We start from the raw sequence: 21,174 nt of genomic DNA, 5'->3' as shown, positions 1-21,174 counted from the left end.
GTTTACGGCAACGGAGAGAGCACAGAGGAAAGGTGATCTAGGTAGGAGGCTGAATCCATTGTGTGTTTTCTGGATTCACACAGCGTTCGGGGAAACAATTAAGCCGCTTCCCATTATTTAGAAACCCGAAATTCGCGAATTTTATTGTCAGCTGCCACTTTTATTTTGGGGACCGACATGAATGTAGAGACCGTGAATAGAACGACTTCGCCTTTTCCAACAATCAGAAACGAAATGTTGGATCGATTGACCAAAGAGGCCGATAGCCGCACGCTTGTTGCCCAATCTAAATTCCGGAATAAGACGGATAATAACGCGGCGCTTCGTGGACGTGAGATACGCTGGTTCCACACACTTTTTTTGATCTCGTAAGCCTGCAGTTTATCGGCCGCGCCAAAACTCAGTTCACCTATACTTAAGCATCAAATTTACGAAAAAACTGAGCGCCCGCCGTATTGAGGAAGCTGCTGGCCGACAAAGGCAGGTGAAAATCTGCGAGCCATATGCAGAGGTATGACACAAAGCAGGTCGCGGCCTGACCGCGTGATCTTTGTGCACGAATCGCCCATAGGGTTCATTGTCCGAGTTCGGAAATCTGTACAAGAAACTCAGTCATATTCTATTGGCCCGCGCGCCTCAGGGATTAATACATAGCTGCTTGTGCGGCGGCAGACATGGGTTGCGCTGCGCCGCGACCGTGAAACAATAGCCGGGCTTCTTTCATAGACAGGAACGGGCGTGCTGCGGGGGCACTTATGATCTGCGGATCCGTCGCTTTTATAAGTGCTGCAAGTTTTTGGTTCTGAAACAGTCGAAAACTGCTTTGCTCTCCTAGATAAAGGCTTTCGCAATGGGTGCCTTCTGCATCCAGAATGTGATGCTGTTCCAACATCAAATGGACATAGGTGATGCGGTTCTCGGGCTTGATGCGGATGGAATGACCGTTCACAAAAGCCCGCGCTGGCACCAATGCTTCGTCTAGACCAAAGAGCAGTTGTAGCTGCGGCGATTTGGTCAGCACCCGGTGCTGTTGAGAAAGCTGCAATGCGCGGCTGTTGCCAAGGCTGCCTTCGGAGAAACAGACCGGCGCCGCTTTTTCATGTCCGACACCGTGCCACCATGCCGTCCAAAGCAGGGGCACAGCGCCTGCATCAACAGTGCATACCAGATCACCAGTGACCAGATGACCTGCCTGCCTGTATCCTTGCGGGGTTCTGATCCGCGTCTGTGCTGCAAAGCAGACATAGCCATGGGTGTATTCGGATTGCAGGTCCGTGACGTAGAATTCCGGCTCTGCCGAGGGGTTGTAATTGTCCGCATACCACTGCTCCAGATCAAATCCGGGGGTCCAGATGATCTGGGCGGTCTCGCCATTTTCGTCGAGGCCCTCAAAGACGATGATACCGCCACCGCTGGAGGGTGCAGCATCTGATCTTACAACGACAGCATCAATGATGCTGGCACCACCCACCTGACCGCCCCAGCTTAGATCATATGTATCGCCGACGTCGAACAGGCGCGGTTCGGGGTCGCCGTCCTTTGTGGTTATCACAAGGTCTTTTGAACCTTGTGGCGGGTTGTCAAACCTGGATCGCCCGGGCGAGGTATTCACATTGCTACCGGTAGAGGCGGCAAATTCATTATCAATTGCGAAGATTTGAAAGGACATAGAGTTCTCCAGCACAGGCAGTCAGTTGCACGGGAGAGGGTGTAAATTCTGTGAACGATCCGGATTTGATGTTTAAAGTTATACCTAACTCGGGGCGCCAGCTTCTGTCCAAGCGATCGCATCTTGCTCGTCACATATTTCGTTCTATGGCCTGCGGGAAAAGGCGGGGTGGTCTGCTGCGGCGTCGCGGACCAATCCGGCGATCTCCTCTAACTTCGGTGCGAGGGCCGAGGTCTTGCGCCAGATCATCCCCACGGTGCGCATCGGGCGTGGCGCACCGAGTGGTGCAATACTGACAGCCGCAGAGCGGGTTTCGACAGGCACGGCCATTTCCGGTATCAGGGTGACCCCGATCCCTGCCGACACCATCTGGACCAGAGTGGTCAGCGATGATCCGTCAAGCCCCTCTCGGGGTAAGGTGCTTCGCAGGGCGCAAAATGACAGCGCCTGATCGCGAAAACAGTGACCTTCTTCCAGCAGTAACAGTTTCATCTGGCTGAGGGTGTCCATGTCGGGTACCGGTTTTGCCCCATCCTCTGCTGGACGGACCAGAACCATTGCTTCATCGAACAGGGCAATTTCGGTAAATGCAGGTTCGGAAACCGGCAGGGCGACAATGGCGCAGTCCAGCTTGCCATCGCCCAGCTCTTCTATGAGCTTGTGCGTCATGGTTTCGCGCACCATCAGGTCAATTTGCGGGTGCGCGGCAGTGATATGGCCGATAACTGAGGGCAGCAGATAGGGGGCGATGGTCGGGATCACGCCGATCCGCAACCGCGTAAGCGCCAAGCCACGTGCGCCGCGCGCCATTTCCGACAGTGCCTCCGCGCCGCGAAGAATGTCGCGGGCGCGTTCAGCGAACTGGTCCCCAAAAGGCGTCAGGCGCACCTGCCGCGCACCCCGTTCGAACAGTTGATGTCCAATGGCGGTTTCAAGGGCCGCGATCTGTGCCGAGAGCGCGGGCTGGGAGATAGCGCACATCTCAGCGGCGCGGCCAAAGTGACCCTGTCGTGCGACCGCTTCGAAATAGCGCAACTGTTTGAGCGTAAAATTGATCATAGGTTTTACTTATCACGCCTATCGGAAAATCAAACTTAAAGATATCACCGACATTTGTTAGAACCATTCTACGGGGGCGCGAATCCCCCACTTGAATTCAACGAAAGTGGAGAGAGCAATGGACGGATCAGACAACGCTGCACAGGGCGGTTGCCCGATGGGTTTTGGCGCCAACAAGCAGGCCAGCAACAGTGGCCGCTCCAACCGTGACTGGTGGCCAAACCAGCTAAACCTTAAAATGCTGCACCAGAACCAGCCTGCATCCGATCCGCTGGGGGGCACGTTCAACTATACCGAAGCTTTCAAGCAGCTGGATCTGGACGCAGTAAAATCCGATATCTATGCGTTGATGAAAGACAGCCAGGAATGGTGGCCCGCAGATTACGGCCACTATGGCCCGTTCTTTATCCGCATGGCATGGCACTCTGCCGGTACCTACCGCACCGCTGACGGTCGTGGCGGTTCCAGCTCTGGCACACAACGCTTTGCGCCGCTGAACTCTTGGCCGGACAACGGCAACCTCGATAAGGCCCGCCGCCTGCTTTGGCCCATCAAAATGAAATACGGCAACAAGCTGTCCTGGGCTGACCTGATGATCCTCGCGGGTAACTGCGCGCTTGAGGATATGGGCTTTGAAACATTCGGTTTCGCCGGTGGCCGTGAGGACATCTGGGAGCCCGAGGAAGACATCTATTGGGGCTCTGAAGACGAATGGCTGGCCGTGAGCGGTGGCACAGGCACGCGCTATACTGGCGAGCGTGATCTGGAAAACCCGCTGGCTGCTGTGCAGATGGGTCTGATCTATGTGAACCCCGAAGGTCCGGACGGCAACCCAGACCCGATCGCCTCTGGCCGCGATGTACGCGAGACATTCGCGCGTATGGCGATGAATGACGAAGAAACGGTGGCGCTGGTCGCCGGTGGCCACACCTTTGGCAAAGCACACGGTGCAGGCGATGCGGCGCTAGTTGGCTCAGAGCCCGAGGCCGCACCAATCGAAGCGCAAGGCTTTGGCTGGTTGTCCACGTTCGAGAGCGGCAAAGGTGTGCACACAATCACGTCCGGCATCGAAGGTGCGTGGACACCAACCCCAACCACATGGGACATGTCCTATTTCGATACGCTGCTGAACAACGAATGGGAGCTGACCAAATCTCCTGCCGGTGCGAACCAGTGGAAGCCTGCTGGTGGTGCCATGGGAGACGCTGTGCCGGACGCCCATGACGACAGCCGTCATGCGCCGATGATGACCACAGCCGATATGGCGATGCGCGAAGACCCGATTTATCTGGAAATCTCCAAGCGCTTCCATGCCAACCCTGACCAGTTTGCTGACGCTTTTGCCCGCGCATGGTTCAAGCTGACGCACCGCGATATGGGGCCGGTCACCCGCTATCTGGGTAAAGAAGTCCCGCAGGAAGAGCTGATCTGGCAAGATCCGATCCCGACACCGGACCACGCGCTGATTGGCGACGCGGATGTTGCGGCGTTGAAGGAGCAGATCCTCGCTTCTGGTCTGACCACGGCAGAGCTGGTTTCGACCGCTTGGGCGTCTGCCTCCACCTTCCGCGGCTCTGACAAGCGTGGCGGTGCCAATGGCGCGCGCATTCGTCTTGCGCCGATGAAGGATTGGGAGGTTAACCAGCCTGCGCAGCTTGCTAAAGTTCTCGCCAAGCTCGAAACGATCCGTACCGATTTTGGTAAGCCTGTGTCGATGGCAGATATGATCGTGCTGGCAGGGACAGCCGCAGTCGAAGCCGCTGCCAAGGCCGGTGGCCATGACGTCAGCGTTCCGTTCACGCCGGGCCGCGGCGATGCAAGCCAAGAGCAGACAGACGTGGAAAGCATCGATGTGCTCAAGCCTGCTGTAGACGGGTTCCGCAACTACCAGTCGCGCCAGTTCAGCATCTCGGCCGAAGAGCTGTTGGTAGACCGCGCACAGCTGCTGACGCTGACAGCGCCAGAGATGACTGTGCTGGTCGGTGGCCTGCGCGTGTTGGGTGCCAACTATGAAGGTGCCACCCATGGCGTCTGGACGGATAAGCCCGGCACGCTAAGCAACGACTTCTTCCGCGCCCTCATGGATATGAGCGTGACCTGGAAAGCCGTTAGCGATGCGGATGACGTGTTCGAAGCACGTGACACAAAGACCGGTGAGGTCAAGCGCACAGGCACCCGTGCCGATCTGGTGTTCGGCTCCAACAGCCAATTGCGCGCGCTGGCCGAGGTTTATGCCGCAGGGGATGGCGAAGCGCTGTTCATTAAACAGTTCGTGGATGCTTGGGTCAAAGTGATGGAGCTTGACCGCTTTGACATTGACCGCTCTGTTCTGCGCTAAGTCTTGAACGACGAAACAGGAAGCGCGGCTCCGAAAGGGGCCGCGTTTTTTTATGCTGAGATGGTTGTCCGGTTAGTATGGACGTTGCTATTTCCCCGATAGCTGCTGCCCGACTCAGATCAGTCAAATTGACCAATGAACACGTCCAGTTTCTTGTTGGACCCGCTCAGCTACCGATGGTGACCCAAACGTCACCCAAGAGGTGTCTTGAGGTCTTCTGTCTGTTCAATATGAGCCGATTAGGGGCATTTACTCCGCGCGGCAAAGCATCTTTGCTGCCCATAGTCACGTGTTGGGCTTCGAAAATCACATGTCAGTATCTTTTGGGGGGATTTGTTCCGATCATCTGGAGGAGGGCGCTGACTTGATCTTACTGTCAGAAGTTGCGAGGGCTTGCGCGCGGCAACTGGTTCGCATATGAAATAAATAGTCCACATGCGAATTAAATTATGCCCCAAAAACTTAGAGTATTTCAGAAACTTCAGGTCGCGCATTCGGCGCTGTTCCGCGCGGCAGACCACCGCACGCGAACCCAGATTGGCCTGACGACATCCCAGTTGGCAGTGCTGTTGATCCTGTCGCGTGATGACGGGCAGCCGATCAGTGAAATCTCCAAAACGCTTGCTATGGGAAAATCCAGCCTTACGGGTCTGGTTGATAGAATGTGTGATAAAGGACTGGTGCGCCGGTCTGCGTCGGCGACGGACGGTCGTGTCATCAAAATCTACCTTGAGGAGCTTGGACGTACGACGCTTGAGCACGGCGCGCGCGAAATCAAACAGTACAATCAGGCGCTGCTTGCTCCGTTTTCTGGGGATGAGCAGGCCACTATCGAGCGGTTTCTCACCCATTTGGCGGACAATGCGGATACGATCATCAACGGCACGCAAAAGGGTGCGATCAAATGACGGATGTTGTACAGCCGCGCAGCATCCGCTTTGCCGCCAGTGACGGTTGGGAACTTGAGGGTGACCTTTATGAGGGTGCGGCCACAAAACTGGCGATCCTGATTTCGGCTGGCACAGGCTTTCCGCGACAGTTCTATCATAATATCGCGACATACCTGGCAGGGCAGGGCGCGACCGTGATGACCTATGACTACCGCGGCATCGGCGGGTCGAAAGGTGATGCCTTGGCGCGATCCGGCATTGAGTATGCCGACTGGGGGCGCTTCGATACACCCGCTGCCGTAGACAGATTGCAAGCTGCGGCACCCGATGTGCCGCTGACGCATATGGGGCACAGTGTCGGCGGGCATTTCATAGGTCTGATGCCAAATCACGCCAAGATCGCGCGGCACGCATTTGTTTCAGTCGGCACCGGCTACTTCGGTGGGCATCACCTTCGCAACATTCCGTCGGAACTCTATTTTTGGTGGGGCCTTGGGTCTTATTCCCTGCTGCGGCACGGGTACATCAAACCGGTCGGTGGCTGGCAGGGAGAGCCGCTGCCGCCCAAGCTGTTCAAGACATGGCGTCGTTGGAGCCATCGCCGCAGTTATTTCCAGCCAGATCTGGGCAACACGCTTGCGCCGCATCACTATGACAAGGTGACATCGCCCATTCGATCCTGGATATTCCCCGACGATCCAATTGCCACGCCGAAAACGGCTGCGGATCTTCTGAAGTGCTACCCTGCCGCGCCGACCACCGTCGTGATGCGGCGTCCGGCTGACATCGGGGTCAAGCGGATCGGCCATGAGGGCGCCATGCGCAAGGGCCGCGAAGCCCTGTGGTCCGAGTTTTGGGAGTGGCTGGCAGAAGGCGGCAGCACCCTTGGCCAACACCCCGAATAGTGACAATATTTCCCCAAATACCAATAGGATAATCCATGACCGATCATATCAAGCTTGAGACAACCGACCGTGTGACAACCATGACAATCGCGCGGCCCGAAAAACGCAACGCGATCACGCAGGTCATGTATGGCGCGATGGCGGACGCCTTGGAGGATTACGCGCAATCAACGGATGTTCGCGCCTTTGTCATCACCGGTGCCGAAGATTACTTTACCTCCGGCAACGACTTGCAGGACTTTGTTATGGGCGAGCGAGGCGATGGTGTGCCGCCGGTTATCAGGTTTCTAAAAGCAGTATCGACCTGCCCAAAGCCCCTGATTGCAGCCGTAAACGGGCCTGCCATTGGCGTGGGCGTTACCATGCTGTTGCATTGCGATCTCATTATCGTCGCTGATACGGCTACCTTCAGCACCCCGTTTGTACAGTTGGGTCTGGTACCGGAAGCTGCATCGTCCTTATTGCTGCCCGCAACAGTGGGAATGGCGATTGCGAATGACATGTTTCTGGCCAACCGTGTCCTTGACGCGACCGAAGCGGTTGCTTTCGGCCTCGCGTCGCGCAAGTTCCCTTATGATGAACTGATGGCTGAGGTTGCAAAAATTGCCGACCAGATCCGCAATGCTGCACCGAATTCAATGATCAAGACAAAAGCGCTTGTGCGTAATGGTCAGGACCAGATGACAGCCCAAATGGAGAGGGAATCCATGCAGTTTGCGGACCAGTTGAAATCGCCCGAGTTCGCAGAAGTGGTTGCCGCCAAGATGCAGAAACGGATGCCGGTCTTTAAGTAACGGCAATTCATGCCTACCGGCCTCTCTCACGCTGGCACACAGCAGAGTTGAGGCCGGAGGCAGCAATTCGCCGATCAGTCAGATTGCGTCTTATTCAACCCTTGTAGGTGCAAGTGGATGGGGGAGGGTCGACAGACCCGCACCGATATCTTTTCAGAGAGCAGGGGCTGAAGCAGCTGCTTTAGCTAATTATTGTGATGCGCAGATGAACGCAGACCCGATTGGGAAATCAACTTGCTTTAGGGTGATCTTTGAACAGATTTAACTGAACCTCGATAAGGCCCGAAGTTTTTCGTTATATCGGAAGTTTTGGTCATATTTTACTGCGGCGGTCCTATGGCTTCGGCAGAATGTCGCGCCATGGGCTTTGTTGTGTACGTCAGCCTATGGGTGGAGTTACCCTTACCCCAGACGGATTTGGCCTACGGCGACGGTACGCGGTATGCCAAGAGCTGTGAAGCCGTTTAGGATCGCGGTGCGGATTTGGATTTCAGCAACCTGCCGGTCTGTGGATCGATAGCGAAACCCGTTGCTTCTGCGAAAGGTTATACTCTGCCCGGTTAGGGGTCTTGTAGGTTGTCGGTATCCAGATGCTCACAAACCGCGGCGATCACGCTGGATTCATGTGGTTAATCCCCCAAGCCCCGACTTGTGCAACAAAGAGGTGCCTCACAAAAAAAGGTGACGATGCGATTTAGTCGAATAACTGTGTCACTAAATGCAGGCTGGCATTGTGCCAATCTCGCCATGGCGAATGGTGAAAAATCCGTACCGCTGAAAAGGTTGGGAATTGGATACCTTCCTTCAACTCAATACGGGCAAGCTGGCGGGTTTCATCAAGCCGAAAGGCGTTGCGGAACTCGTCGGGAACAGATTGTGAAACGGGCAGAATACGTACGATTGTGCCCATCCGGCGAATATTTCCGCCTATCACAACAACACTGTCGCCGGGGACTATATTGAATAAATAGGCCTGTGGCAGATAGGCTAATACATACGGTTTCCCAGACAAGACAGTTAGCATCGGCTCGCCAGGATTAAAGACTTCGCCAACGGCGGGAACAGTATCACCGACGGTCCCGTCTGACCGCACGTGGTAAATGCCCTCGTTGTAGTGGTTTGACAAATCCTTAACGGCCTTGCGCGCGCGCCTACGGGCTTCGACAACCGCTTTTAGCTCCTCCGCCAGCCCATTGATCTCTGCTGTAAACGTCTCCAATTCAACATTGGCAACGTACAGCCGCTCGATAGCTGTTTGTCGCCGGGAAGAGGTCCGACCGGAGACCTGGGCTCGTTTGGAGGTAGTACTCGTCGCGGCAAGCTCTTCATTGCGAGCCTTGATCAAGGGAAGCAAGTTTTTGGCAAGCGTTGATTCCTTGCGAAGGGCCGCTTCGCGTTCTGCCAAATCTGCTTCAAGCAGCGACAGCTGTGACAGGCGATCAATCACTTCGTAAGACTGCGCCTGAAGCAATACTTCACCTTTTTGTACGCTCTGCCCGGGCGCGACACGGACGTCGCGGATTTGGATCAGTGAGGTTGCTTCGACCACATTCCGGGTCTGCAGCACGAGGCCGTCGGCCCGCAAGAATACCTTATCTCCAGCGATATAATTTAGGATGCCCAGTCCAAACGCGGCAAGCAGACCCAGATACACAAACCGGTCCCAATGTTGCCGCGGCTTGCGCTCCTCACGCTCAAAGCTGTCCATGCGGGGGCGGGTTTTTAATCGTTTGATCATATTGCTAACCTCTTACTTTATGGACTTTGTCTGGTACGTAGGAATCGGCATAGGACGCGCGGAAAATCCATTCCTGAATGTATGCGGTGAGCCTGATCAAGCGCATATAAATGGAAGAAAATACACTATAGCCCACGAGGTAAGGAAAAAGCCGGACCGCATCGGCTTTCGGGGTCACTGCAGCCGCAAGCAGAAATACCACCAGATCTAGCACAAGCAGGCCTAGCTGAGCGGCCAGAAGAACGATGAAGGCAAAGCTGCCATAGGTGGCGAACAGCCAAAAGACATAGAACGGTAGCATCACCGCGCCCATAACGTTGAAAAACAGGAACTCTACCTCATGGAACAATTCTCCGAAGCGAAACCGTCGTGAAAACGGGTTCATCATATCGGCGTGTTTGCGGTAGCGAAGCCGGACGGCATCGCGCTCCCATCTGAAGCGCTGGCCCACCAGCGCCGCGCGCGTCTCGGGCACATCGGTATAGCACTGCGCGTCTGCGGCGAAACGAATGCGCCACCCTGACCGGCGCAGGCGAATTGTCAGATCCAAATCTTCGCCCCCTCCCGCATCAAGCCCACCTGCCGCCTCAAAGGCGTCCTTGCGAAAGGCTCCAAAGGCACCTGAGACACAGGTCACTTGTCCCAAACGGTCAGAGGATTGTTTGCCCAGTGAAATAGAGATCATATATTCAATGCCTTGGAAGGCTGCGATTATGCTGCGATGGGTGTTTCGGGGCAGGATCGCGCCACACACCGCGGCCACATCGGCGTCTGCAAACGGCCGCAGGATATTGCGGATGGCATGCCGGTCAAAGGAACAATCGCAATCAACATTGATGATGATCGTTCCCGTACAAAGGCGTGCTGCCATATTGGTGCCCGCCGATTTTCCCGCACGCAATTGCGTGCTGTGTGCGGCATGGATCAACCCCTGACGCAGCAAAGAGGTGATCTTTTCGGCCATACTGTCTGATGACCCATCACTGACCACAACGATTTCATCCGGTGGCCTACTTTGTTCGCGCAGCGCATAAATGCATTTCTCGATTGAACGTTCCTCGCTGTGGCCAGCGATCACGACGCTCACCCGTTCCATACAGTGGGCCGCGTTTTCGCGGGGCTTGGGCAGGACAGCGGTCACGAGAAATATGAGCAAATACCGAGGTATCTCAAAAATGAAAACAAACCAGAACAGGGCTATGAAGCTCGCAGAACTCTGTGCGAGCAGATAATCCAGTGCTTCGGATATCTCGCTCACGCTGTGATATCCTTGGGGCCAAAGGTGGTGAAACGTGCGCCCAGATCCAAGCGGACAGAGGCATCACAGCGGCCCTTGTATTGCGGAAGGCTGCCGTCCATTTCTGGCTTGTCGATCTGTGTGACAAGGAAAAAGTCATTGGCTGTGCCCTTGGCAATAATGGGCTTGCCAGACAGCGTTTGCTGCAAGTTCTCCAGCCACAAGCTGCGCGCCTCGGCAGTCTGCCGCGCGCCGTGCTCACTGCGGACCGCGTCAAGATTGTCGTATGTAATGTAGCCGAGGACAAAGGGAGTTTTCGTCTCGTTAAACTGACTGGCCGCCTTGTTGAGCGCGATGATAAGTTCAAGCGGCAAGTCGGCAAATCGCAGAGTCTGACGTGTGGCACCGAAAAAGGCCTGACCGGATTTCAAATAGGCGCGACCCGCCTCTGTCACCTCGCCCTTGGAAACATCGCGGGTTGGTGTCGCGTCCGCAGATGTGCGGGCCGCGCAATCCACGCAGACAAATGCGACCATCGGTTCGGTGGTTAGCTCTGAGCAGCTGTTGCATTTTACTGTTGTGCCCGGGCGGTCGTAATCCTGCCCGAAATGGCCCAGCGTGCGGCGGCATTTGGGGCAAATCAGTTCGTCGCCTTGCCGGAAGTCACTCTCGGGTCCCTGATAGGCACAGCGGAAATGGTGGAGATAGGATTCTTCGGTAAGGTTCGCGGATTCGCAAGCGTGACATTCCTCACGAATAAGCAGACGCGCCGACTTGCATTTAGGGCAGTGATGCACACGCTCGAAAAAGCGTATCTTCAAAAACCCTTCCTTTTCCAGCTTTGAGATCGCTGTCTCAAGGTCGTCAGAATCAGCAATCGTGTTCCATTGGATCATACTCCGATGCTCACCACCGCGAGTGGGCCTGAGAGAGCCGCCTGCCAGATGAATACGCGCTAGAACGCGGTCTGCGGGATCGTTGCTTTTGATGATGTCGGGGTGAATTTCAGCATGCAGGTCTTTGAATTGGTCAACGAGGATCGTTAGGCGTTCCTCATCGTCGAGACCCGGTGCGCCCGCATCGAAATCAGCGCGTGTGCCCAAAGTACCAGTCAAGTCGATGATCGGGAGTAGATTGGCCCCCGATTGTTGCCATAACAGTGGCAGCGCTTCGGTGCTTTGGATCAATATTGCATCGAATCCTATGAGACCGGGGGTCAGATTGCTCCCTTGATCGGTGGGCCATTTGAGGAAAGCAAAAGGCAGCTCTGCAAACGGATGGCTGCGGGCCACAAGCTTTGGTGTAGCGGCCTTTTTGGGGGCTAGGTCAAGCGTTTCGACAAGGCTGCAAATCAAATCTATGTCGATGGGTTTTGGGACTATGCGGTCAAAGACTTCGCAGTTTAATTTATCAGCAAGCAGCCCACGAACGTCGCCTGTTACTGCGATGAAATGTGGCCGATGTATATTCAGGCCGCTTGTCAGATGGCTTTGAACAACTTGCAGGCCATTGATGTCAGGCAAATGGAAGTCCATCAGAACAACATCAAAATCTTCCGCTGCCAAAAGACTTAGGGCATCTTCACCGGTTTCTGCGATCAATACGCGATGCCCGGCCTGTTGCAAGACAAGCTGCACAATGTCTTGCGTGACAGAGCTGTCCTCTACGAGAAGTACAGACCGGCTTGCCGTATTATTCTCTACTTCAACATGAGTGAGAGCCATTCTGACCTCTTGCCAATTGCGCCTTCCACTTGAAATACAGGGAATTTGTTAAGCATTCGTCACTTGAAAAATTCGAACGGGAGCTGAAGTAGGCAGCAAAAATTCACGACCCATTAATCCATCTCTCCTTATGGTTGGATAATCGTCACATAGCGGGCGATGATTTCCGAAGTGCGAAGGAATACGAGTGCGCAACGAGCTGATCATTTTGCTGGAAAAGCATTGCGGCACGGTGCGCGCTGAGGCGGCGGAGATTGACATATGCTTTGACGCATTTACGCCAGAACCCGATGAAGAGACGCTGAAACGAACAATTTTTCTGGTGCATAAAATCAAAGGAAGCAGCGGTGCGCTTGGCTTTCCAGATCTCAGCGGTGCGGCGCACGCACTTGAATATGCGCTCCGTAATCTGCACCTTCAGGAAAATCTGGCGGGTCCGCTGTCAGACATATACGCGCTCAGCGATACGTTGCAAAATAGGGTGCTGGAGATGACACCAGAGACATCGAGCTTGCATAAAAGCTCTGTTATGGCCCAAATGTGATCCTTGTCACCGGCGGGGCCGGCTACATCGGCAGCCATTTTGTACTTGCCTGTCTGGCGCATAATCGATCGATCGTTGTCCTCGACGATCTGTCTACCGGATTTCGCGATGCGGTTCCCCCATCTGTTCCCTTTATTCAGGGCGATTTTGGTGCACCCAATCTTTTGAAAAAGGTTTTTGAGACTTACGATATAAAGGCCGTGGTCCACTTTGCGGGGAAGGTTGTCGTGCCAGATTCAGTCGCAAATCCACTTGGCTATTATGATTCAATTGTAACAAAGACCCGCTGCCTTCTGGCACATTGCGCCAAATTTGGCATCGATGAATTTGTATTCTCTTCTACCGCGGCGGTCTATGGAACACCAACTTCTGAAAGTGTGGTCGAGACGATGAATACACTACCGATGAGCCCGTATGGCCGCGCAAAGCTCATGGTTGAATGGATGCTGGCAGATGTAGCGCAGGCCCATGGTATGAGATATGTCACGTTGCGGTATTTTAATGTTGCTGGTGCCGACCCACGAGGTCGGGCCGGTTTGCGAAGCCCGAATGCAACCCACCTGCTCAAACGTATCTGTGAGGTGGCCGTTGGGCTGCGGAGCCATGTCGACATCTATGGTACCGATTATGATACTCCGGACGGCACCTGTATCCGGGATTTTATCCATGTGTCAGATCTAGCGAATATTCATTTATACGCCGTAGATTATCTTGCATTTAAACAGCGGAGCGTCACTCTCAATTGCGGTTACGGAAAAGGGACATCTGTTCGTGAAGCTATAGATGCTGCGTCGCGGCTCATTGGTCAGCAGCTTCCCTATCACGATGACGCGCGGCGTACTGGCGATATTCCTGCGATCATTGCAGATACAACTATGCTGCACGAGACATTTGACTGGTCACCGAAGTACAATAATTTGGATATGATGTTGCAAACAGCACTTCAGTCCGAAAAATTTCTTGGATTTAGCCAACAGATAAGCGCGTGAATAATCCTATCAGTCATATTTATCTGATTGTTGATACAGCACTTATCAATATCTATTTACCAGATCCAGGAAGTCCTCTGGTGACATTGTTTTGTCCGAATAGGAATGCACGTGAGGATTCGAAAGTGCCCTGTCCCGATCCGCAGGCGAGAGAGAAGAAGAAAGCATCACTATTCTTTTGTCCGTTTCACTTTCCTTATAGCGGATATGAAATTGATCCAAAAACTCAAATCCTCCCATGCCAGGCATATTGATATCCAGAAAAATTAAATCGGGCATCGGAATATTGTCGACCGAATGTTTCTCCAACAGATTCAGCGCAGAAGCACCATCCAACTCGACAAAAACCTCACAGGGGACAGCGGATTTTTTTATGATGCGCTGATGCATGATGTTTACGATTTCATCATCGTCTATAAGCAGTATCGTTTTTTTAAAGCTGGTCACATTACGCCCTCGCTAAGGTCTAGCTTGAATGACCTATCCTAGGTCCGTAAGCGTTAAAGAAATCTATGCTTTCTGCTGTTACTCGCGCTGGACTACATGCACACCCCAACGCCCTTATCTTCTATTGGGTGCTTTATGGCTCAGAGTATGCTGATTGTCTGACGTCAGCGCGTGTGGACCAAATAGGGCCATTTGCTAAGAGAGGGTTTGATGCTCATCGTAACCCCAAGGAGTGGACCATACGGCCCTTCGGGCGGTTGAAGCAGCGAAAATGCAGATCAATGAGTATGGCGGTCTTGGTTTGGTGACCGAGGTTGTTCGCCATGAAAAGGGCTACCTCTGCTTCTGTCACGATGCCAAGCGCTTCGCAGAACGCGAAGCGGCCTAATGTTGTATAATTGATGTAGAGCCCACCAAAACAACGATGGTCGCCTTAAAGGGCGGCTATCAGCAAGTTGATTTTATTTGATGAAATGGTGCCCACACGTCTTCACGTTGGGGGTTCATCTGTCTGAATAATATACAATAAATATATGCGGGGATGCAGCATACCCCCAGACGTACCCCCAGTTGGGGATTTGTAAACTCCAGAAGCCCTTATCGAATTGAGAAATGAAGCCCAAGAGCTTTCCAATAATTCTTTCAGCTACCAGTCTACACCGTAAATTGCGAGGAGGGATAACAACGATCGATCACAGCCCAAAGTAGAAAGGATCACTCATCATATGGGCCGGAAGCGAATGGTGTGGATAGTGTCTGCTGGCGGCGGTTTCCGGACCGGGGCTCAAGTATCGCTCGGCCTTGGGGGGCAGTTATGGCGCGGGGCTGAGGGTATCCAAGGTCTGCAATCTCGAGGTCTCTGACATCGACAGTGACCGGATGCTGATCTATGTGGATGAAGGCAAGAATGACAAAGATCGCAAGGCCATTCTGTCGCCCGGGTTGCTTGATCTGCTGCGGGACTATTGGCGTGATGCGCGGCCCGAGGGCAGGCTGTTTCCCGGCAAGTCAAAGATCATGGCTTAATCGCCACGTCAGTTGAACCGGGCGTTTATCTCAGCAAAGCACATGGCCGAGATCAACAAACCCGCCATGTTGCACACGTTGAAAGACAAGATTTCGACCATTTCCATGTCGCCGCCATCTTTACGAAGCATGTGATCCTGCAATCAACAGAAGATGTCGGGCATCTCCGTAAACGGAGTGCCATGGTGTAGAGCCCCTGGTTTGCGTTGGATTACTGCCAGATATTGGCGCCAATCATAGATGACCCTGCCAGGCTTGCGGTGGGATCGATCAAGGATCCGATTATGCGTGCAAACGGTTTGCCCCTCTGCGACGATCCCAAGTCGATTTGGGTACATACGAAGGCTGAAAGGGCGGTTCGCAAACCTGGCAGGCACGCTGTAACGGTTGCGCTCGAACGTGATCAAGCATGTTGGCGACACACGCTTGCTGTGTTCAACAAACCCGTCAAAAGCTGGGGGTAGAACCATCAGCAATGACTTCGCAACTTCCCAAGCATCAGCGACGGAACCGGGCAATTCCCGATGCGTCGTCACCTACCAGAGTGCGATGCAACGATCTTCAAGCCATTGGTTCAGCTCTCCCAGACCTTTGAAGACAGGCATGACCTGCCACTAACCGGTTCCGGGCATCCCGTACGTTCTTCTCGACCTGGCCCTTCTTCCAACCTGCTGCTGGATTGCAGAACTCGGTTTCAAAGACGTAATGGCTGGCCATCGCTTTGAAGCGTGCGTTGACATCGCGCTGCTTGCCACGACCAACACGGTCGACCGCCGTCTTCGCGTCCGTTGTCCTCGGACCAATGGCGGACAATTCCCGCTGTCGCAAATCCCACGCCCTAGAATACCACCGAGCACGCGGAAGGCGTGCCAGTGCGACAGTTCTCCGCGATGCCGATTAGCCCGCCACGCACGGGCAAAGGCTGGCACACGCTCATAGGACCCATCCTATCGTATGTTGGGTGCAGCCTTGTACAAAGGTGGCAGGCAATCAAAAAAACCTTCCTCCAACCGCCGACAGGCCATCGTTGCCATCCCTCGAAAGCGCTCCATTCCCATGACGGGCACTCCCGTAGAGAATACGCGACACCATGACTGTTATGTCCGTAAGATGCTCCTCTCTCCAAGTATTTTCGCCACAGTGGCGGCAGTCTGGTGGGAAGGCAGTTCATCTCATCAGAGCAGCAAATTGTCTGAATGGATAGGTCAGGCAAACCCAAAGGGCGCGTTCATTACTCGTTTCATCGGTCATCTGTTCGTCTGCTTCGTTGAGTGTGAGGCTCGCCCCAAGCTAGTTTTTGGTGAATGAAACGCAACAGGTGGGGACCTTTGCAATGAAGAGCATTTTTACGAAATCCGCTTTGGGCCTTCCCAGAACGCAACAGCCTAGTCTGGTAGATGGCGGTCTGAAGTCGAACCCGCCGGAAAGCGACCTGACGCCCTTCGGAACTCGAGAAGTCTGGCGAACTTTCCAAAGCTGCTGCGATGTTAAAAAAGCGTTCCGGATCGCCCTGATCTCCTCCGACCTGTCGCAAAGCCGCAGGATCGCAATCAATTTGACGGGACTCGGCTCCGAGGTGCACCACTGCACAGACCCTGAGGCAATGTTCGGCAGCGTAAAAGCCTCTCCGCAGGATTGGGGTTTGGTGGTCTTTGATCTCGATGCGGCGCCCGACCGGAAAACCGCGCTGGCAGATTTGCAGGACTTTCGCGAAGAAAGCCCCGAGCTGCCCGTCCTGATCCTCCCCGGTGCCGCGCGGCAAGATGCGTCAACCGACGACTGCTGCCTTTTCGAAGGCGTGACCCCGCAGAGCCCGGCGCTTCCACCACATCTGATCGAGAGCCTGATGGCCGCCAATCTGAACGTCGTTGCGGTTCATTGAGATGGTTGCGAGGTTTCAGCCCCCCAAATTAGGCGACGCTAAGCCCGCGATCGCCCTGCTCAATCCGCCCTAACAAAGCAGCGAGCGACACCAACGCCTGCCCGGCGTCCCCCAAATCTTCGGTCCAAATCACCACAATTCGATGCCTTTTAGGCGTCGTCGCCAGAAAGGCTGCCATCATGTTTATCCGTCCCGTTGTTGACCACACCATCGAACAAAACCATTCGACCGACCGCCTCACTGGTGGTGCCGGAAACGATCACCTCATCCACCACCGTCACATCACCGTGCAAGATAACGCAAGCCTTGGATTGTCCGGCTATGCCGGTGACGACATACTTGAAGGGTCTGTTGCGCACACCGGCCAGATTCATATGTTTGCGGCTACGGGCGATGACTGGCTCGTTCTCGACGCCACGAAAAGCGAGAACGCGATCGGGACGCAAAGCCATCATGCCTATGGTGGGCCCGGCCGTGATACGTTCCAGATCGCGAATATCGAACAAAATCATTCGCCGATCATCGGTCGTATCGATGATTTCGACCCGACATCAGACCGAATTCTCATTGAAGGCACCGAGATTGACCTCACTGATCTGCCCAAGTCCATCACCTTGCCTGGCGGGAAAGTCGTGCCGGTCCGCGTGATCGAGGTCGAACATCCGGAATTCGCCGCAGAGGAACTGGGTACGCAACATTTTCTCGCCATCGGTGATGATATTTTCTACGGGCTAGAAGGTGCGCGCGACCTGCAGAACGGTACCTCGAAGCTGACAGGTGAAGAACGTCACTTCCTGCAGAAAAGCGCATTGAAAACGCTTCGGGCGGCAGAAACCGAAGACTACGACAACCCAAAAAACTTTGTCCCGCTCGACCACTACGAGCACCGGGAAGATGAACTGAACCTAAACTGGAATCAGACGGGGGCAGAGACCTTTGCCGACACCGGACAAAGCGACGCGGCGCATATGTTCGGCAGCAAAAACAACCCTGACGCCCCAAGCTCCGACGGTGAACAGGTGATGCGCGGCAGTGACGGTAGCGATGTGATTGATGGCAATAACGGCAACGATACAATTTTCGGCGGTCTCGGCGATGATCTCATCGCTGGTGGTATCGATAATGACGTCCTTAATGGCGATCGTGGCGCTGACATGATCTGGGGCGGTGACGGTAATGATACCATCTTTGGCGGGCGCGGAAACGACTATTTCAACGGCGGGCGCGGCGATGACGTGCTTAGCGGTGGCAACGGATCCGATACGCTGAATGGCGGTGAGGGCAACGACGTTCTGACTGGTGGTGGCGGCCCGGATGCAATCAACCGCTTCCATTTTTACGAATTCGGCGGCGAGGATATCATCACTGACTTCAAGGTCGGTTCAGACCTTATCACACTTCAGGATGACATCGACCCGCTGACGGTAGAGCTTTATGAGAATGAGGATGGCAATACGGTCCTGAACTACGGTGAGGACGGGTCGGTCGAATTGATTGATGTCTCTCTAAAGGACTTTCAAGATACAGCAATAATTCGGGCCGAGGAAGACAACTCGATCGTTTTGATCTCGACTGATCCGGAAGAAGAAATGCTGCAGGAGTTGCGGGTCGAGACCGGATACTACGGTGACGCAGAGCCGCCGAATCTGATGGTCGACGGTATTCTCTATGGTGATGCCGCGTTCACAGCGGCCGAACCCGGCGGCTATACCTATGTCAAAACCGAAACCAAGGGGGAGGAAAGCAGCTCTGAACACCACTATTACGAACCGATGAGCAATGAAATCATGTCGCATTCGCCCACTGAGATCCCTGTATATGACCGAGAAGAGCAGGAAGAACCGCCCCAAGATGAAGAAGACGACGTTCCGATTGGGACCTGCTTTGTCGCGACCGCAGCCTACCGTGATCCTGACCATCCAGATGTTGTTTTCCTGCGCGCCTTCCGAGACGAATGGCTGGTGCATCGTGCCTGGGGACGCGTCTTTATCAAGGTATACTGGCAGATTGGCCCCACACTGGCCCATCCCGTCCGGCGAAACCTGCGTCTTGGACGCCAGTCCAAGACCATTATTTCCGGCATCGTCCGTGTTCTGCAAAAGGTCTGGGTGCGGCAAGAGGTATGGACTGGCGATTTGCCAACTCCAACGTGCTAAATAGCGCTGGAGTCCCGGCGCATTTAGGGAAAGTCTGTTCAACCACTCCCGCATCAAAAATATTACACCCTAACTGCTTTTTTAGAACAATACGCGCCATTTCTTACTGATTTCCGGGCTTTCGGGCCGTCACGGCGGCGATTTGACGGATATTGAAAAGACTCGCCCTCATGCCATCAGTTTTTTCGCATCAACAACAGCTTGCCGAGCGCAAGCAAGATGAACGGCATTGCCAAGTTGTTGAGCAGTGGATTTGAAAGGTCATAGCTGCATTTTTCAAGCCGCCATCTGAGCGGCATAGTCTGTCCAGAGAGACATACCATCTGCCCGGGCGTGGCGTTAGGAGATGGCGGTTAGTTTGTAGCGTCGAGGGCGGAAGATGGTGGTGGTCTTGTCATGTGCGGCTAAGAAACGTTGTGCCTGTCTCGGTGATTTGAACCGGCCCATGATCTTTTCTCGTCGTCGTGTCGGCCTATGACTGCCCTCGATACTGTTGTTGAGGCCCTTGTGGGCCCGGTGGTCAGCATCCGGCGCCTAATGGGCGATCGGCTTGATATAGCTGCGCAGTTTGTCTGTAACGACGACCCTTGGTTGGTCGAATTGCGCTATCAGCCTTGCCATGAAGCGCCTGGCAGCTTTGGCATTCCGACGCGTCTTCACGAGAAGATCAAACATATCCCCGTTGGCATCGACCGCCCGCCAGAGCCAATGCTTCACCCTATTAATCGGGGTCACCACCTCGTCCAAATGCCATTTGGTCGGGGACGATCCCGCCGGATGCCTGAAACCCGCATGGGTCCGCCCAAATACACAGAGTTAATGACACTCCCCGGGCATGTTCGACTTTGGCTACTTCTTTTCACGTCGCGCCCTATACGAAAGCATAGTCGCCAGACTCCTTTGCACTAGACTTTGTCCTTTTGCGAGGCTGCACAGCGGCGTTCGAATTGGCGATCTTGAGTAACATCAGCCCGACGACGACCGGGCATAATCGCTTCGAAAGATAACTGCCATGCAACGCTGCCACGGTCGCCTCACAAGCCTGCTTTTTGTTTCCTTCGCATTTACCTGCTCTGTGCAGGCTGCCCACGCATCCGAGGCAAACCTGTCCACCCGCGATGTCTATGCTTCCCTTGAGGCTGGTTCGAACGGGTCTTTCGATTTTTTAGATCCGCAGTTTGCAAAATCCCGCATTCACCTGCCCGCGTCCATCACTAAGGCAACCGGACAGGGGGCTCGGCGTGCAGGGTACGGGGCGGCCCGTAGAATCATGCTGGAGGGGCGTACCGAAGCAGAGCGTCTCAAGAGCCTGATAGCAGGTGCCGAAGTAGGGTCCCTTGGCTACGAGGCCATCCATACCGGGGCGAAACGCCGTCCTGCGCTAAGGCCTACACAGATGACCCTGAGCCAAGTCCTGCACTGGATCGCCGCCACTCCCGGTCAACCTCACGCGATCGGAAGGTACCAATTCATTCCGACAACCCTGCGTGAACTGATCAACCGGACCGGACTGCCGCTCAGCACGCAGTTCGATGCCCACACCCAAGACAAACTGGCCGACGTGCTTTTGCACGACGCCGGTTTCAACGAATTTCAGCGCGGAGACCTCGGCCGCACGCGCTTCATGAACAACCTCGCGCGGATTTGGGCCGGCCTGCCTACCAGCACCGGCCGCTCGGCCTATCACGGCTATGCCGGCAACTACGCCACGATTTCGTGGTCCGACTACGACCGGCACATGGTGACGATCTTCAACTGACCCCACATTGCGTCTGC

15 protein-coding genes and 4 pseudogenes are annotated in these 21,174 nt (G+C 54.5%); 10 read left to right on the top strand and 9 right to left on the bottom strand.

Annotated features, from left to right (window positions below; genetic code table 11):
* Positions 1-643 precede the first annotated feature (643 nt).
* Both K3757_RS11125 and K3757_RS11120 read right to left on the bottom strand, forming a co-directional pair.
* Positions 644-1,669 (bottom strand): Hint domain-containing protein, encoded by a 1,026-nt coding sequence (locus tag K3757_RS11125; protein ID WP_259995572.1) that lies wholly within the window; start codon positions 1,667-1,669, stop codon positions 644-646.
* A gap of 144 nt (positions 1,670-1,813) precedes the next feature.
* Complete coding sequence (locus tag K3757_RS11120) at positions 1,814-2,728, bottom strand: hydrogen peroxide-inducible genes activator (RefSeq protein WP_259995571.1); 915 nt, start codon at positions 2,726-2,728, stop codon at positions 1,814-1,816.
* A gap of 118 nt (positions 2,729-2,846) precedes the next feature.
* Between K3757_RS11120 and katG the strand changes: the two genes are divergently transcribed.
* The 4 genes from katG (at position 2,847) to K3757_RS11100 (ending at position 7,655) form a co-directional block, all read left to right on the top strand.
* The gene (gene katG / locus K3757_RS11115) at positions 2,847-5,066 is read left to right on the top strand and encodes a catalase/peroxidase HPI (RefSeq protein ID WP_259995570.1); all 2,220 of its coding nucleotides are present in this window, start codon (positions 2,847-2,849) and stop codon (positions 5,064-5,066) included.
* A 449-nt stretch (positions 5,067-5,515) separates the two neighbouring features.
* Positions 5,516-5,974 (top strand): MarR family winged helix-turn-helix transcriptional regulator, encoded by a 459-nt coding sequence (locus K3757_RS11110; protein ID WP_259995569.1) that lies wholly within the window; start codon positions 5,516-5,518, stop codon positions 5,972-5,974.
* A complete protein-coding gene (locus tag K3757_RS11105; protein ID WP_259995568.1) occupies positions 5,971-6,861 on the top strand; it encodes a serine aminopeptidase domain-containing protein in 891 nt (296 codons plus the stop codon). The genes K3757_RS11110 and K3757_RS11105 overlap by 4 nt, the downstream gene beginning before the upstream one ends.
* Before the next feature lie 35 nt (positions 6,862-6,896).
* Positions 6,897-7,655, top strand: a complete 759-nt coding sequence (locus K3757_RS11100) for an enoyl-CoA hydratase (RefSeq protein ID WP_259995567.1) — start codon at positions 6,897-6,899, stop codon at positions 7,653-7,655.
* A gap of 402 nt (positions 7,656-8,057) precedes the next feature.
* On the opposite strand, the pseudogene K3757_RS11095 reads toward K3757_RS11100, so the two are convergent.
* The 4 genes and pseudogenes from K3757_RS11095 to K3757_RS11080 form a co-directional block, all read right to left on the bottom strand.
* Positions 8,058-8,171: pseudogene (locus tag K3757_RS11095) on the bottom strand (IS5/IS1182 family transposase); the annotation flags it as partial.
* Positions 8,172-8,349: 178 nt separating this feature from the next.
* Complete coding sequence (locus tag K3757_RS11090; protein ID WP_259995564.1) at positions 8,350-9,393, bottom strand: hypothetical protein; 1,044 nt, start codon at positions 9,391-9,393, stop codon at positions 8,350-8,352.
* 4 nt (positions 9,394-9,397) lie between these two features.
* Positions 9,398-10,651: a glycosyltransferase gene (locus tag K3757_RS11085; protein WP_259995563.1), complete on the bottom strand. Its 1,254-nt coding sequence runs from the start codon at positions 10,649-10,651 to the stop codon at positions 9,398-9,400.
* The gene (locus K3757_RS11080) at positions 10,648-12,354 is read right to left on the bottom strand and encodes a response regulator (protein ID WP_259995562.1); all 1,707 of its coding nucleotides are present in this window, start codon (positions 12,352-12,354) and stop codon (positions 10,648-10,650) included. The genes K3757_RS11085 and K3757_RS11080 overlap by 4 nt, the downstream gene beginning before the upstream one ends.
* 187 nt (positions 12,355-12,541) lie before the next feature.
* Here K3757_RS11080 and K3757_RS11075 point away from each other — a divergent pair, with 187 nt between their 5' ends.
* Both K3757_RS11075 and galE read left to right on the top strand, forming a co-directional pair.
* On the top strand, positions 12,542-12,898 hold the full coding sequence (locus K3757_RS11075) for an Hpt domain-containing protein (protein WP_259995560.1): 357 nt from the start codon (positions 12,542-12,544) through the stop codon (positions 12,896-12,898).
* Positions 12,895-13,887 carry a UDP-glucose 4-epimerase GalE gene (gene galE, locus K3757_RS11070; RefSeq protein WP_259995559.1) on the top strand — a complete coding sequence of 331 codons (993 nt, stop codon included), beginning with the start codon at positions 12,895-12,897 and terminating at the stop codon, positions 13,885-13,887. The genes K3757_RS11075 and galE overlap by 4 nt, the downstream gene beginning before the upstream one ends.
* Before the next feature lie 45 nt (positions 13,888-13,932).
* Here galE and K3757_RS11065 read toward each other — a convergent pair whose 3' ends face one another.
* Positions 13,933-14,334 (bottom strand): response regulator, encoded by a 402-nt coding sequence (locus K3757_RS11065; RefSeq protein WP_259995558.1) that lies wholly within the window; start codon positions 14,332-14,334, stop codon positions 13,933-13,935.
* 756 nt (positions 14,335-15,090) lie between these two features.
* On the opposite strand from K3757_RS11065, the pseudogene K3757_RS11060 reads away from it, so the two are divergent.
* A pseudogene (locus tag K3757_RS11060) lies at positions 15,091-15,459 on the top strand (tyrosine-type recombinase/integrase); the annotation flags it as partial.
* Here the strand turns inward: K3757_RS11060 and K3757_RS11055 are convergent.
* Positions 15,444-16,226: pseudogene (locus K3757_RS11055) on the bottom strand (Mu transposase domain-containing protein); the annotation flags it as partial. The pseudogenes K3757_RS11060 and K3757_RS11055 sit on opposite strands and share 16 nt — an antisense overlap.
* Positions 16,227-16,693: 467 nt before the next feature.
* Here K3757_RS11055 and K3757_RS11050 point away from each other — a divergent pair.
* Both K3757_RS11050 and K3757_RS11045 read left to right on the top strand, forming a co-directional pair.
* On the top strand, positions 16,694-17,242 hold the full coding sequence (locus K3757_RS11050) for a hypothetical protein (protein WP_259995557.1): 549 nt from the start codon (positions 16,694-16,696) through the stop codon (positions 17,240-17,242).
* A 179-nt stretch (positions 17,243-17,421) separates the two neighbouring features.
* A complete protein-coding gene (locus K3757_RS11045) occupies positions 17,422-19,398 on the top strand; it encodes a calcium-binding protein (RefSeq protein ID WP_259995556.1) in 1,977 nt (658 codons plus the stop codon).
* A gap of 276 nt (positions 19,399-19,674) precedes the next feature.
* Here the strand turns inward: K3757_RS11045 and K3757_RS11040 are convergent.
* Positions 19,675-20,154: pseudogene (locus tag K3757_RS11040) on the bottom strand (transposase); the annotation flags it as partial.
* A 256-nt stretch (positions 20,155-20,410) separates the two neighbouring features.
* On the opposite strand from K3757_RS11040, the gene K3757_RS11035 reads away from it, so the two are divergent.
* Positions 20,411-21,157, top strand: a complete 747-nt coding sequence (locus K3757_RS11035) for a hypothetical protein (RefSeq protein ID WP_259995555.1) — start codon at positions 20,411-20,413, stop codon at positions 21,155-21,157.
* Positions 21,158-21,174: the final 17 nt, after the last annotated feature.

This window comes from Sulfitobacter sp. S223, from assembly GCF_025143825.1.
Lineage (GTDB): Bacteria > Pseudomonadota > Alphaproteobacteria > Rhodobacterales > Rhodobacteraceae > Sulfitobacter.
Note: the sequence above shows the minus strand (reverse complement) of the source record. Positions and strands in the feature narration are given on the sequence as shown.

Bases quoted from the DNA above. Each gene is read 5' to 3' on its own strand.
- K3757_RS11045 (WP_259995556.1), top strand. From the start codon at position 17,422: ATGTTTATCCGTCCCGTTGTTGACCACACCATCGAACAAAACCATTCG.
- K3757_RS11125 (WP_259995572.1), bottom strand. From the start codon at position 1,669: ATGTCCTTTCAAATCTTCGCAATTGATAATGAATTTGCCGCCTCTACC.
- K3757_RS11080 (WP_259995562.1), bottom strand. From the start codon at position 12,354: ATGGCTCTCACTCATGTTGAAGTAGAGAATAATACGGCAAGCCGGTCT.
- K3757_RS11035 (WP_259995555.1), top strand. From the start codon at position 20,411: ATGCAACGCTGCCACGGTCGCCTCACAAGCCTGCTTTTTGTTTCCTTC.
- katG (WP_259995570.1), top strand. From the start codon at position 2,847: ATGGACGGATCAGACAACGCTGCACAGGGCGGTTGCCCGATGGGTTTT.
- K3757_RS11090 (WP_259995564.1), bottom strand. From the start codon at position 9,393: ATGATCAAACGATTAAAAACCCGCCCCCGCATGGACAGCTTTGAGCGT.
- K3757_RS11050 (WP_259995557.1), top strand. From the start codon at position 16,694: ATGAAGAGCATTTTTACGAAATCCGCTTTGGGCCTTCCCAGAACGCAA.
- K3757_RS11105 (WP_259995568.1), top strand. From the start codon at position 5,971: ATGACGGATGTTGTACAGCCGCGCAGCATCCGCTTTGCCGCCAGTGAC.
- K3757_RS11120 (WP_259995571.1), bottom strand. From the start codon at position 2,728: ATGATCAATTTTACGCTCAAACAGTTGCGCTATTTCGAAGCGGTCGCA.
- K3757_RS11110 (WP_259995569.1), top strand. From the start codon at position 5,516: ATGCCCCAAAAACTTAGAGTATTTCAGAAACTTCAGGTCGCGCATTCG.
- K3757_RS11100 (WP_259995567.1), top strand. From the start codon at position 6,897: ATGACCGATCATATCAAGCTTGAGACAACCGACCGTGTGACAACCATG.